Annotated in this window: 7 protein-coding genes, 1 tRNA gene and 3 pseudogenes; 8 read left to right on the forward strand and 3 right to left on the reverse strand. The window is 69.9% G+C overall.

Annotated features, from left to right (window positions below; translation table 11 throughout):
• Window positions 1-12 precede the first annotated feature (12 nt).
• Entirely contained in the window at window positions 13-1,092 is a 1,080-nt protein-coding gene (locus tag LRS14_RS07410) for an aldo/keto reductase (protein ID WP_257799115.1), read from the reverse strand.
• Between the two features lie 121 nt (window positions 1,093-1,213).
• On the opposite strand from LRS14_RS07410, the gene LRS14_RS07415 reads away from it, so the two are divergent.
• The gene (locus tag LRS14_RS07415) at window positions 1,214-1,858 is read left to right on the forward strand and encodes a hypothetical protein (RefSeq protein WP_257799116.1); all 645 of its coding nucleotides are present in this window, start codon (window positions 1,214-1,216) and stop codon (window positions 1,856-1,858) included.
• Here LRS14_RS07415 and LRS14_RS07420 read toward each other — a convergent pair.
• A pseudogene (locus LRS14_RS07420) lies at window positions 1,847-3,600 on the reverse strand (acyl-CoA synthetase). The gene LRS14_RS07415 and the pseudogene LRS14_RS07420 sit on opposite strands and share 12 nt — an antisense overlap.
• A gap of 6 nt (window positions 3,601-3,606) precedes the next feature.
• Window positions 3,607-4,116, reverse strand: coding sequence for a GNAT family N-acetyltransferase (locus LRS14_RS07425; RefSeq protein ID WP_046112278.1), 510 nt, complete (start codon window positions 4,114-4,116; stop codon window positions 3,607-3,609).
• A gap of 99 nt (window positions 4,117-4,215) precedes the next feature.
• Between LRS14_RS07425 and LRS14_RS07430 the strand changes: the two genes are divergently transcribed.
• The 7 genes and pseudogenes from LRS14_RS07430 (at window position 4,216) to LRS14_RS07460 (ending at window position 12,887) form a co-directional block, all read left to right on the forward strand.
• Entirely contained in the window at window positions 4,216-5,154 is a 939-nt protein-coding gene (locus LRS14_RS07430) for an alpha/beta fold hydrolase (protein ID WP_046112279.1), read from the forward strand.
• Between the two features lie 73 nt (window positions 5,155-5,227).
• Window positions 5,228-6,332, forward strand: a protein-coding gene (prfB, locus tag LRS14_RS07435) for a peptide chain release factor 2 (protein ID WP_157039489.1) whose coding sequence is annotated in 2 segments (ribosomal slippage) — window positions 5,228-5,308 and window positions 5,310-6,332 — 1,104 coding nt in all. Because the reading frame shifts where the segments join, the coding sequence is not laid out codon by codon here.
• Window positions 6,333-6,983 (forward strand): HAD family phosphatase, encoded by a 651-nt coding sequence (locus tag LRS14_RS07440; RefSeq protein WP_232315299.1) that lies wholly within the window; start codon window positions 6,333-6,335, stop codon window positions 6,981-6,983.
• 29 nt (window positions 6,984-7,012) lie between these two features.
• Window positions 7,013-9,698 (forward strand): annotated as a pseudogene (gene pepN / locus LRS14_RS07445) (aminopeptidase N).
• A 3-nt stretch (window positions 9,699-9,701) separates the two neighbouring features.
• On the forward strand, window positions 9,702-10,715 hold the full coding sequence (locus tag LRS14_RS07450; protein ID WP_046112282.1) for a class 1 fructose-bisphosphatase: 1,014 nt from the start codon (window positions 9,702-9,704) through the stop codon (window positions 10,713-10,715).
• A gap of 25 nt (window positions 10,716-10,740) precedes the next feature.
• A tRNA-Thr gene (locus LRS14_RS07455) sits at window positions 10,741-10,816 on the forward strand.
• Between the two features lie 105 nt (window positions 10,817-10,921).
• Window positions 10,922-12,887, forward strand: a pseudogene (locus LRS14_RS07460) (acyl CoA:acetate/3-ketoacid CoA transferase).
• Window positions 12,888-12,922: the final 35 nt, after the last annotated feature.

The following is a 12,922-nucleotide window of genomic DNA, read 5'->3' on the forward strand; positions in this document are numbered from 1 at the left end:
GGCGCTGCCTGCTTACTGGGCCGGGTCGCGGTGCTGCCAGCGGATGCGGTCGATCTCGGCCAGCACCTCGGGCGACAGCGGCAGGCTCCAGGCATCGATGTTCTCGTCCAGCTGCGCCACCGAGGTGACGCCGATGATGGTGCTGGCCACCCGCGGGCTGCGGTAGCAGAAGGCCAGCGCCAGCTGGGTGGGCGTGAAGCCGTGGTCGCGCGCCAGCTGGTTGTATAGACGAGCCGCGGCCAGCGATTCCGGACGGCCCCAGCGCTGCTTCTTCATCGTCTCGAACAGGGCCAGGCGGCCGGGGCGGCTGTCGTCCTCCAGGCCCTTCTCGTCGTACTTGCCGGTCAGCAGGCCAAAGGCCAACGGCGAATAGGCCAGCAGTGACACCTGCTCGCGGAACAGCGTCTCGTCCAGCGCGTTGTCCACGCTGCGGTTGACCAGGGTGTACGGGTTCTGCACGGTGGCCACGCGCGGCAGGCCGTGCTGCTCGGCCAGCCGCACGAACTCATGCACGCCCCAGGGCGTCTCGTTGCTCAGGCCGATGGCCTTCACCTTCCCGGCCTGCACCAGCTTGCCCAGCGCTTCCAGCTGCGGCTGGATCGGCGTCACCGGCTGCTCCTTGGCGGGGTCGAAGTAGATGCTGCCGAAGGACGGCACGTTGCGGGCCGGCCAGTGGATCTGGTAGAGGTCGATCACGTCGGTCTGCAGCCGGCGCAGGCTGGCTTCGCAGGCGGCGATGATGTCCTGGCCGGTGAGGTCGCCGCTGGCGTTGCGGATCCAGTCGTAGCCGCGCGCCGGGCCCGCCACCTTGGTGGCCAGCAGCAGCCGGTCGCGCACGCCGGGCCGCGCCGCGATCCAGCGGCCGATGATGCTCTCGGTCAGCGTGTAGCGGGCGGCCGAGGGTGGCACCGGGTACATCTCGGCGGTGTCGAGGAAGGTGACGCCGCGTTCGACCGACCGGTCGAGGATGGAATAGGCCGTGGCCTCGTCGACCTGCTCGCCGAAGGTCATGGTGCCCAGGCAGATGCGCGTGGCCTGCAGGTCGCTGCGGCCCAGCCGCACGTGGAAGTCGGAGGAGGAGGTGATGCTCATGCGGCCAAGTGTGCCGCAGGCCGTGCGCCCCGGCCGGGCCACGGGCTTGGCGGCCGGCCCCGGCAAATACTGGACGGTACCGGCGGCCGGCCCGTGGCTGAGCTGCGCCTACAGTGCCGGCATGCCGATCCACTCCGCCTGGCCGCCACCGCGCCGCACGCCCGTGCTGCTGGCGGTGCTGGGCCTGCATGCGCTGCTGTACCTGGCCTGGCCGCGGCAGCCGGCGATGCCGCGGGAGATGGCGCGGCCGGTGCGGCAGCCGACGGTGCTGCGGCTGCTGTGGCCTTCGCCGACCGGTGCGGTCGCCACGCCGGCGGTGCCACGCCTGTCCGTGCCGCCACGCAGTGCGCCGGCGGCGGTTCGGTCCGTCCCGCCGGCGCCGCGGCCGGTGGGCCAGGCCATCACCCTGCCCGCCGCAGGCCTGGCCACGCCAGCTCCCGCGGCCGAGCCGCCGGCCAGTGCTCCACCGCGGGCCGAGCCGCTGCTCGACCTGCGCCTGCCCGCCCGGGCCGCGTACGCCGCGCCGCCCTCACCGGCCGCCGAAGCCCTGGCCGACCCGCGCGCCAACGCACCACGGCCCACCTGGGAAGCGCGCCTGGCCCGCCGACTGGACACCCGCGTGAGCGAGGAGGTGCAGTCCGACGGCAGCGTGCGCCTGCGCCGCGGCGACGGTTGCCTGCTCACCAAGGCCACCCGCGGATCGCAGCTCGACCCGTTCAGCGAACATGCCAAGACCGCGCCGCGCAGCGTCGGCTCATGCGACTGAGCCGACGGCCCTCGCGCGCTCTTCCTCCTGCAGCCGCAGCACGCGCCGCTGCACCTTGCCGGTGACGGTCATCGGCAGGCTGTCGGCGAACTCGATCTCCTTGGGGTATTCATACGGCGCCAGCCGGCCGCGCACGTGGGCCTGCAGCTCGGCGGCCAGGCCGTCGTCGCCCGCGAAGCCGGGCGCCAGCACCACGTAGGCCTTGACCACCGCGCCGCGCTCGGCGTCGGGCTTGGGCACCACGGCGGCGTTGAGCACCGCCGGATGCTTCACCAGGCAGTTCTCGATCTCGCTGGGCCCGATGCGGTAGCCCGCGGCCTTGAACACGTCGTCGCTGCGACCCTGGTACCAGAGGTACCCAGCCTCGTCCATCACCGCGGTGTCGCCGGTGCGGCACCAGCTGTCGGCCGGGTCGCCGGTGAACTTGGCGGCGGTGGCGCGCGGGTTGTTCCAGTAGCCCAGGAAGAAGATGGGGTCCGGGTCGCCATGCACGTCGCGCCGGTGCAGCGCCACGTCGCCCGGCGTGCCGCGCGGGCATTCGTTGCCTTCGTCATCGATCACGGCGATGCGGTGGCCCGGGTACGCCCGGCCCATGCTGCCGGGTCGCGCCGGCCAGCCTGGCGCGGTGCCGCCCCCGGCAGCGGCAGGCTGGCGCAGTTGCCGACGATGTAGTTCATCTCGGTCTGGCCGAACATCTCGTTCATCGGCACGGCCAGCACGTCACGGCACCAGGCGAACACCGCGTCGCCCACCGGCTCGCCGGCGGCCATCACCGACTGCAGCCGCAGCTTGGGAAAGCGCGCCCGCGGGTCGGGCACCGCCTTCATCATCGCCTTCAGCGCGGTGGGGAAGAGGAAGGTGTGCGTCACGCCGTGGCGCTGCATCAGGCCGAAGGCGGTCACCGGGTCGAAGCGGCCGGTGTAGCCCACCAGCGGCCGACCGAAGTACAGCGTGGGCAGCAGCACGTCGATCAGGCCGCCGGTCCAGGCCCAGTCGGCCGGGCTCCACAGCACCGGCCCGCCATCCGGCGCGGTGAAGCCGTTGTGGCTGCAGACGAAGCCCGGCAGGTTGCCGATCAGCGCCCGGTGCGGCAGCAGTGCGCCCTTGGGCGGGCCCGTGGTGCCGCTGGTGTAGATGAGGATGGCCGCATCGTCGGCCGCGGTGTCCACCGGCGTGAAGCGGTTGTCGCTGCCCGCCAGGCCGGCGCGCCAGTCGCCATCGCCCTGCCCTTCGGCGGCGCCCACCGCCAGCACGTGGCGCAGCGCCGGGCATTCGGCGCGTGCGGCCTGCAGCGAAGCCATTGCGCTCTCGTCGGCGATCGCCACGCCGGCCTCGCTGTCCTGCAGCCGATAGGCCAGCGCCTCGGGGCCGAACAGCATCGACAGCGGCATGGCCACCGCGCCCAGCTGGTAGATCGCCATGTGCGACACCACCGTCTCGTAGCGCTGCGGCATCACGATGGCCACGCGGTCGCCGCGCTGCACCCCCAGGCGCTGCAGCAGGTTGGCCAGCCGGTTCACATCGGCCTGCAGCCGCGCGAAGGTGTAGGCGCTGCGCTCGCCGCTGTCGCGCTCGTGGTGCACCGCGATGGCCTCGGGCGTGTCGCGCGCCCAGCGGCCGCAACACACCTCGGCCAGGTTGAAGCGGGCCGGCACCTGCCAGCGGAACTCGGCATGGATGCGGGCGTGGCGGTCGGCGGAAGGGTCGGCTTGCGGGCCGGCGCCCGGACTGCGGCGCGGCATGGCGGCTCAGCCCTCGTTGCCCGGGGCGGACCCCGCTGTGCCGAAGGCCTGCAGCGCCGGACCGGTGATGCGGCACAGCCGCCAGTCCGGCATCACCGTCGCACCCATGCGCTGGTAGAAGGCGATGGCGTTCTCGTTCCAGTCCAGCACGCACCACTCGAAGCGGCCGTAGCCGCGCTCGGCCGCGATGCCCGCCAGCCGCGTGAGCAGCGCCTTGCCCAGCCCGCTGCCGCGGTGCGCAGGTTGTACATACAAGTCCTCCAGGTACAACCCGGGCTTGGCCAGGAAGGTGGAGAAGTTGGTGAAGAACAGCGCGAAGGCCACCACGCGGCCTTCCACCTCGGCCACCTGGCATTCGGCGGCCGGCTTGTCGCCGAACAGGTGCGGATGCAGCGTCTCGGGCGTGGCCTGCATCAGGTGCGTGAGCTTCTCGAAGTCGGCCAGCTCGCCGATCAGGCCGACGATGGCCGGCACGTCGCGCGGCTCGGCCGCGCGCAGGACGAAGGATGTGTTCATGCGGCCGATTCTGGCAGCGCGCCGGCGGCCGCCCGGCCCGCGGTTTCCCGGCTGCGCAGGTGACAGCGGCGTGCCCGCAGGCCCCTTACAGTCGGCCGCATGCAGCCCGCCGACATTGCCCCCCTGCCCGCCACCGCCTACCTGCCGCGCCGCGAGGCCACCAGCCGCTTCGTCAGCGTGCGCGGCCTGCGCTACCACCTGCGTTGCTGGGGCGACCCGCAAGCCGACGGCGACAAGCGGCCGCTGGTGCTGCTGCACGGCTGGATGGACGTGGGCGCCTCGTTCCAGTTCATGGTCGATGCGATGGCCGACGGCCGCGCCATCGTCGCGCCTGACTGGCGCGGCTTCGGCCTGACCGAAGGCCCGGCCACCGACACCTACTGGTTCCCCGACTACGTCGGTGACCTGGATGCGCTGCTGGAAGCCCTGCTGCCCGGCCGCACGATCGACCTGCTGGGTCACAGCATGGGCGGCAACGTGGCGATGGTGTATGCCGGCCTGCGGCCCGAGCGCATCCGCAAGCTGGTGAACCTGGAAGGCTTCGGCATGCCGCGCACCCGGCCCGAGGACGCGCCCAAGCGGCTGCTGCAGTGGCTGGACCAGCTGCGCACGCCGCCCGCGCTGGTGAGCTACGAAGGCCCGGAAGGCGTGATGCGCCGGCTGATGAAGAACAACCCGCGCCTGCCCGCCGACAAGGCCGCCTGGCTGGCCGGCCACTGGTCGGCCCCGCAGGCCGACGGCCGCTGGCACCTGCGGGCCGATCCGGCGCACAAGGGCGTGTCGCCCACGCTGTACCAGGTGGAAGAGGCGTTGGCGCTGTGGCAGCGCATCGCCGCGCCGGTGCTGTGGGTGGACGGCGCGCTGACCGACCTGGCCGCGATCTGGGGCACCCGCTACACCCGCGAGGAATTCGAGACCCGGCTGGCCACGCTGCGCGCCCCGATCACCCGCGCGCGGCTGCCGGCCAGCGGCCACATGCTGCACCACGACGAGCCCGACGCCCTGGCCGCGTACATCGAGCGTTTCCTGGACGCATAGCCGGCAGTTCGTCCACCGGGCGCCATGCCGGGGGCCATGCGAAAATCGCTCCCCTTCAAGAGGAATGGCAAGCATGGACAACGAAAAGGTCAACGAGATCGGCGCCCTCCTGGCGGACCTCACCACGCGCACCGAAGCGCTACGGGGGTATCTTTGACTACGACCGCAAAGCCCTGAGACTCAACGAAGTCAACGCGGCGCTCGAGAATCCCAACGTCTGGAACGAGCCCAAGCGCGCCCAGGAACTGGGCCGCGAGAAGCGCACGCTCGACACGGTGGTCGAGACCATCAACCACCTGACCAGCAGCCTGGCCGACAGCACCGAGCTGTTCGACATGGCCAAGGCCGAGAGCGACTTCGACAGCATCGCCTCCATCGAGATGGATGCGCGCAAGCTGCAGGAAACCGTCGAGCAGCTCGAGTTCCGCCGGATGTTCAACAACCCGGCCGACCCCAGCAACTGCTTCATCGACATCCAGGCCGGCGCCGGCGGCACCGAGGCCTGCGACTGGGCCAGCATGCTGCTGCGCCAGTACCTCAAGTACTGCGAGCGCAAGGGCTTCAAGACCGAGGTGATGGAAGAGACGGAAGGCGACGTCGCCGGCATCCGCTCGGCCACCATCAAGGTGGAAGGCGACTACGCCTTCGGCCTGCTGCGCACCGAGACCGGCGTGCATCGCCTGGTGCGCAAGAGCCCGTTCGACTCGGCCGGCGGCCGTCACACCTCGTTCGCGAGCCTGTTCGTCTATCCCGAGGTGGACGACTCGATCGAGATCGACATCAACCCCGCCGACGTGCGCACCGACACCTTCCGCGCCAGCGGCGCGGGCGGCCAGCACATCAACAAGACCGACTCGGCGGTGCGGCTGACGCACATCCCCACCGGCATCGTCGTGCAGTGCCAGAACGACCGTTCGCAGCACCGCAACCGCGACGAGGCATGGCAGATGCTTCGCTCGCGCATGTACGAGCACGAGATGCGCATCCGCATGGCCGAGCAGCAGAAGCTGGAGGACACCAAGACCGACGTGGGCTGGGGCCACCAGATCCGCAGCTATGTGCTGGACCAGAGCCGCATCAAGGATCTGCGCACCAACGTGGAGATCAGCAACACGCAGAAGGTGCTCGACGGGGACCTGGATCCCTTCATCGAAGCCAGCCTGAAGCAGGGAGTCTGAGTGACCGAAGCACTGCTTTTCGACCTCGACGGCACGCTGATCGACAGCATGCCGCACCACCACGGCGCCTGGATCGAATGGCACCGGCGCCATGGCCATCCGATGGACGAAGCGGGCTTCTTCGCCGCGACGGCCGGCCGCGCGAATGCGGAGATCCTGTCCGACCTGCTGCCCGATCTCGACGCCCAGGCGATCGACGCCCTGGCCGAGGAGAAGGAGGCGATCTACCGCGAGCTGGCACGCCCGGCGCTGCAGCTCATCGGCGGCGCGGCCGAGCTGGCCACGCAGGCCCGCGCGCAGGGCCTGAAGCTGGCTGTGTGCACCGCGTCGGGCCTGCTCAACATGCAGCTGGCGTTCGAGCGCTTCGGCATCGGCGAGTGGATCGACACCGTCACCAGCCCGGCCGACGGCCTGCGCGGCAAGCCGCATCCGGACATCTTCCTCGAGGCCGCGCGCCGCCTGGGCGTGGCGCCCGAGGCCTGCGTGGTGTTCGAGGACGCGCCGCTGGGCATCGAGGCCGCGCAGCGTGCCGGCATGCGCGCGGTGGCGCTCACCACCACCATGCCGCGCGAGGCCTTCACCGGCTTCGCCAACGTCGTGGCCATCGTGCCCGACCTCAACGGCTTCGATCTCGGCGCCCTGGCCCTTTAGCCCTTTCAGCTCCAACGGAGAAGTCACACATGCGCGAAGGACCCGCCCTCACCGTGCGCCGCTCGGACTACACCGAGCCCGCGTACTGGATCCGCAGCGTCGAGCTCACCTTCGACCTCGACCCCGCCAAGACCATCGTCAGCAGCCGGCTGGTGATCGAGCGCAACCTGTCGGTGGCGCCGCAGCCGCTGAAGCTGCACGGCGAAGACATCACGCTGCTGCGCGTGCAGGCCAATGGCGAAAGCGTGAGCTTCCGCCACGAGCCGGGCCTGCTGGTGATCGACAACCCGCCCGGCGACCACTTCACGCTGGACATCCGCAACACCTGCTGCCCGGACAAGAACACCCAGCTGTCGGGCCTGTTCTCGTCGGACAGCGGGCTGTTCACGCAGTGCGAGGCCGAGGGCTTCCGGCGCATCACCTACTTCCTGGACCGGCCCGACGTGATGGCCGTCTACACGGTGCTGCTGCGGGCCGACAAGAAGCGCTATCCGGTGCTGCTGTCCAACGGCAACCTGCTGGAACAGGGCGATCTGGACAACGGCCGTCACTACGCGAAGTGGCACGACCCCTTCCGCAAGCCGAGCTACCTGTTCGCCGTGGTGGCCGCCGACCTGGTGGCGCGTGAGCAGCACATCCGCACCCGCTCGGGCCGCGACCACCTGCTGCAGGTGTACGTGCGCCGCGGCGACCTGGACAAGACCGAGCATGCGATGAACTCGCTGATCGCCTCGGTGGTGTGGGACGAGGCCCGCTTCAAGCTGCCGCTGGACCTGGAACGCTTCATGATCGTCGCGGTGGGCGACTTCAACATGGGCGCGATGGAGAACAAGGGCCTGAACATCTTCAACACGAAGTTCGTTCTGGCCAGCCCGGCCACCGCCACCGACGTCGATTTCGCCGGCGTGGAAAGCGTGGTCGGCCACGAGTACTTCCACAACTGGACCGGCAACCGCATCACCTGCCGCGACTGGTTCCAGCTGAGCCTGAAGGAAGGCCTGACCGTCTTCCGCGACCAGGAATTCAGCATGGACATGGCCGGCGGCGTCAGCGCCAAGGCCGTCAAGCGCATCGAGGACGTGCGCGGCCTGCGCCAGGTGCAGTTCCCGGAAGATGCCGGCCCGATGGCGCACCCGGTGCGGCCCGACGAGTACCAGGCGATCAACAACTTCTACACCGCCACGGTGTACGAGAAGGGCGCCGAAGTCGTGCGCATGATGCAGACGCTCGTGGGCCGCGAAGGCTTCGAGCGCGGCATGACGCTGTACTTCGAGCGGCATGACGGCTTTGCCGTCACCTGCGACGACTTCGCCCAGGCCATCGCCGATGCCAACCCGGGCAGCATGCTGTCCACGCGCCTGGACAAGTTCAAGAACTGGTATGCGCAGGCCGGCACGCCGCACCTGAAGGCCCGCGGCAGCTACAACGCCGAGCAGCGCAGCTACACCCTGACGCTGGAGCAATGGAGCGCGCCCAGCCCCGGCCAGCACAACAAGCGGCCCTATGTCATCCCGGTGCAGATGGGCTTGATCGGCCCCGATGGCCAGGCGCTGCCGGTGCAGCTCGACGGCGAGTACCCCAGCGCCTCCACCGAGCGTGTGCTGGTGCTGGACGACTACCGCATCGACCTCACCTTCATCAACGTCGACGTGCCGCCGGTGCCTTCGCTGCTGCGCGGCTTCTCGGCGCCGGTGCGGCTGGACGACGGCCTGAGCAATGCCGAGCTGCTGACGCTGCTCAAGCACGACAGCGACCCCTTCAACCGCTGGGAGGCCGGCCAGCGGCTGGCGCTGTCCAACATGATGGCCGCCACGCAGTCGGACGCCGCACCGGCGCTGGACGACGCCATCGTCGACGCCCTGCGCAACGTGCTGCGCGACCCGTCGCTGGACGCCGCCTTCAAGGAACTGGTGCTCACGCTGCCCAGCGAGCGCTACGTGGCCGAGCAGTTCGAGGTGTCCGACCCGCAGCGCATCCACGTGGTGCACGAGGCCATGCGCGACCAGCTGGCCGCGCAGCTGCATGACGACTGGGTGTGGGCCTGGGAGCACCACCAGGTCACCGACGGCTACCGCCCCGATGCGCTGCAGAGCGGCCGCCGCGCGCTGGCCAACCGCGCGCTGCAGATGCTGGTGCGCCATCGCGGTGGCCACCGGCGACGAGGTGTGGCAGGGCAAGGCCTATGGCCGCTTCAAGGACGCCGGCAACATGACCGAGCGCCTGGGTGCGCTGCAGGCGCTGGTGGAGGCCCATGCACCGCTGGCCGAGCCGGCGCTGCAGCGCTTCTACGAGATGTTCAAGGACGAGGCCCTGGTCATCGACAAGTGGTTCGCGTTGCAGGCCGGCGCGCCCGAGCCGGTGGGCCCGCAGGCCGGGCGGGTGTTCGAGCGCATCAAGGCGCTGATGAAGCACCCCGACTTCTCGCTGAAGAACCCCAATCGCGCACGCAGCCTGGTGTTCACGCTGATGTCGTCCAATCCCGCCGCCTTCCACCGCAGCGATGCGGCCGGTTATGCGCTGTGGGAGGCCCTGGTCACCGACATCGACGCCGCCAACCCGCAGCTGGCGTCACGCCTGGCCCGGATGATGGAACGCTGGCGCCGCCTGGCCGAGCCCTGGCAGACCGCGGCCCGCGAAGCCCTGGCCCGCGTGGCCGCCAAACCCAACCTCAGCGACGACACCCGCGAAGTCGTGTCCCGCGCACTGGAAAGCTGAACCATGGAAAAACGCATCAGTCTTACGCAATACCTGGTCGAGCAGCAGCGCAAGCACGGCCACATCCCGGGGCAGCTGCGGCTGTTGCTGGAGGTGGTGGCCCGCACCTGCAAGCGCATCGCCATTTCCGTCAACAAGGGCGCGCTGGGCGAAGTGCTGGGCAGCGCCGGCAGCGAGAACGTGCAGGGCGAGGTGCAGAAGAAGCTGGACATCATCGCCAACGAGGTGCTGATCGAGGCCAACGAATGGGGCGGCGCGCTGGCCGCGATGGCCAGCGAGGAGATGGACTCCATCCACGTGGTGCCCAACCGCTATCCGCAGGGCGAATACCTGCTGCTGTTCGATCCGCTCGACGGCTCCAGCAACATCGACGTGAACGTCAGCATCGGCACCATCTTCTCGGTGCTGCGCAAGCTGGGCGACCACGAGAGCGTGGGCGAGCGCGACTTCATGCAGCCGGGCAGCCGCCAGGCCGCCGCCGGCTATTGCGTCTACGGCCCGCAGACCACGCTGGTGCTGACGGTGGGCGACGGCGTGGCCATGTTCACGCTCGACCGCGAGCAAGGCTCCTGGGTGCTGACGGCCGAGAACGTGCGCATCCCCGAGGACACCAAGGAATTCGCGATCAACATGAGCAACAAGCGCCACTGGGACGCCCCCGTGACGCGCTACATCGACGAATGCCTGGCCGGCAGCGAGGGCCCGCGCGGCAAGGACTTCAACATGCGCTGGATCGCCAGCATGGTGGCCGACGTGCACCGCATCCTCAGCCGCGGCGGCATCTTCCTGTACCCGTGGGACAAGCGCGAGCCCGAGAAGCCCGGCAAGCTGCGGCTGATGTACGAGGCCAACCCGATGGCCTTCCTGATCGAGCAGGCCGGCGGCGCCGCCACCAACGGCCGGGAGCGCATCCTCGACCTGCAGCCCGGCAAGCTGCATGAACGCGTGAGCGTGGTGCTGGGCTCCAAGAACGAAGTGGAACGTGTGACGCGCTACCACCTGGAAGCCAAGCAGTGATTTCGGGCTATACTGTTGGGCTGTTGCCGGTGTAGCTCAGTTGGTAGAGCAGCGCATTCGTAATGCGAAGGTCGAGGGTTCGACTCCTTTCACCGGCACCAGAAGCTCAAGCGAACAAGCCGACCCCCGGGTCGGCTTTTTCATGGGCGCTTTCCGAGCGCAGTCGTCTTAGCATCGTGCCGCCCGCACCGGGACAGGAGCGCACGATGACACTGCAGGCCGGCCACGACAGCCCCCGCGCACGCGACGCGCTGCGCGACCTCATTGCCGCACGGCACGGCAAGATCGTCTCGGCCCACGATGCCGTGCGCCTGATCCGCGACGGCGACACGGTGGCCACGGGCGGCTTCGTGGGTATCGGCTTTCCGGAGAACCTGGCGGTGGCGCTGGAGCAAGCCTTCCTGGCCGACAACGCCGCGGGCGCCGACGAACACAGTCCCGGCCTGGGCAAGCCGCGCAACCTCACGCTGGTGTGCGCTGCCGGCCAGGGCGACGGCAAGGAGCGTGGCCTCAACCACCTGGGGCACGCCGGCCTGCTGCGGCGCGTGATCGCCGGCCACTGGGGCCTGGTGCCGCGGCTGCAGGCACTGGCCGTCAACAATGCCATCGAGGCCTACAACCTGCCGCAGGGCGTCATCTCGCACCTGTTCCGCGACATCGCGGCCGGCAAGCCGGGCCATCTCTCGCGCGTGGGCCTGGGCACCTTCGTCGACCCGCGACACGGCGGCGGCAAGGTCAACAGCCGCACCACGCAAGACCTGGTGATGCTGTGGCCGTACGAAGGCGGGGAATACCTGTTCTACAAGGCCTTCCCGATCCACGTGGCGCTGGTGCGCGGCACCACCGCCGATGCGGACGGCAACGTCACCATGGAGCGCGAGGCGCTCACGCTGGAGACCCTGGCCATCGCGACGGCGGCGCACAACTGCGGCGGCATCGTCATCGTGCAGGTGGAACGCGTGGCCGAGCGCGGCAGCCTGCCGCCACGCCAGGTGAAGATCCCCGGCGTGCTGGTGGACTGCGTGGTGGTGGCCGAGCGCCCCGAATACCACCCCCCAGACCTTCGCCACCGCCTACAGCCCCGCCTTTGCGGGCGAGCTGCGCGTGCCGCTGCACGAGGCCGAGCCGATGCCGGCCGGAGACCGACAGGTCATCGCCCGCCGCGCCGCCCTGGAGCTGCTGGCCGGCAGCGTGGTGAACCTGGGCATCGGCATGCCGGAGGGCATCGCCCGCGTGGCTGCCGAAGAGCGCATCACCGACCTCATCACCCTGACGGCCGAACCGGGCGTCATCGGCGGCGTGCCGGCCTCCGGCCTGGACTTCGGCGCGGCGGTCAACACCCAGGCGGTGATCGACCAGCCCAGCCAGTTCGACTTCTACGACGGCGGCGGGCTGGACCTGGCCTTCCTGGGCCTGGCGCAGGCCGATCGCGAGGGCAACGTGAACGTGTCCCGCTTCGGGCCCCGGCTTGCTGGCGCGGGTGGCTTCATCAACATCTCGCAGAACGCGAAGAAGGTGGTGTTCGTCGGCAGCTTCATGGCCGGCACGCAGGCCAAGTTCGTGCACGCGGTGGAGCAGCGCACTTTCGCCGGCCAGCAGGCCGCCGCGCGCGGACAGCCGGTGCTGTATGTCACCGAGCGCTGCGTGTTCGAACTGACGCCCCAGGGCCTGGTGCTCACCGAACTGGCACCCGGCGTGGACCTGGAGCGCGACGTGCTGGCACACATGGGCTTTGCGCCGTTACTGCGCGGCATGCCGCGGCGCATGGATGGCCGCATCTTCCGGCCCGGGCCGATGGCGCTGCGCGAACAGCTCACTGCCCAGCCGATGAATGACCGGCTGCGCTGGCAGGCCGAGCAGGGCGTGCTGTACATCGACTTCTCGCGCCTGGCGATCCGGCGCCTGGAAGATATCCAGCGGGTGGAGGACGAAGTGGCCCGGCTGCTGTCACCGCTGCGCCGCAAGGTGCCGGCCATCGTCAACTACGACGATTTCCAGCTCGACGAAAGCCTGCACGAGGCCTGGGGCGCGATGGTGGCTCGACTGTCCGAGCACTACTACAGCCGGGTGACGCGCTATGCCAGCAATGCCTTCGTGCGCGCCGCGCTGGCACACACGCTGAGCGCCCGAGGTGTGCAGCCCAACCTGATGCCGCGCCCGGCCCCGCCGTAGCTTGCTGCAGACAGCAAAAAAGCCCGGTACCTTGC

Origin of the sequence: Aquincola sp. J276 (assembly GCF_024700035.1) — a bacterium.
GTDB classification, from domain to species: domain Bacteria; phylum Pseudomonadota; class Gammaproteobacteria; order Burkholderiales; family Burkholderiaceae_C; genus Aquincola; species Aquincola tertiaricarbonis.

Coding starts and splice junctions, on each gene's coding strand:
- LRS14_RS07410 (WP_257799115.1), bottom strand. CDS start 1,092: ATGAGCATCACCTCCTCCTCCGACTTCCACGTGCGGCTGGGCCGCAGC.
- LRS14_RS07415 (WP_257799116.1), top strand. CDS start 1,214: ATGCCGATCCACTCCGCCTGGCCGCCACCGCGCCGCACGCCCGTGCTG.
- LRS14_RS07425 (WP_046112278.1), bottom strand. CDS start 4,116: ATGAACACATCCTTCGTCCTGCGCGCGGCCGAGCCGCGCGACGTGCCG.
- LRS14_RS07430 (WP_046112279.1), top strand. CDS start 4,216: ATGCAGCCCGCCGACATTGCCCCCCTGCCCGCCACCGCCTACCTGCCG.
- LRS14_RS07450 (WP_046112282.1), top strand. CDS start 9,702: ATGGAAAAACGCATCAGTCTTACGCAATACCTGGTCGAGCAGCAGCGC.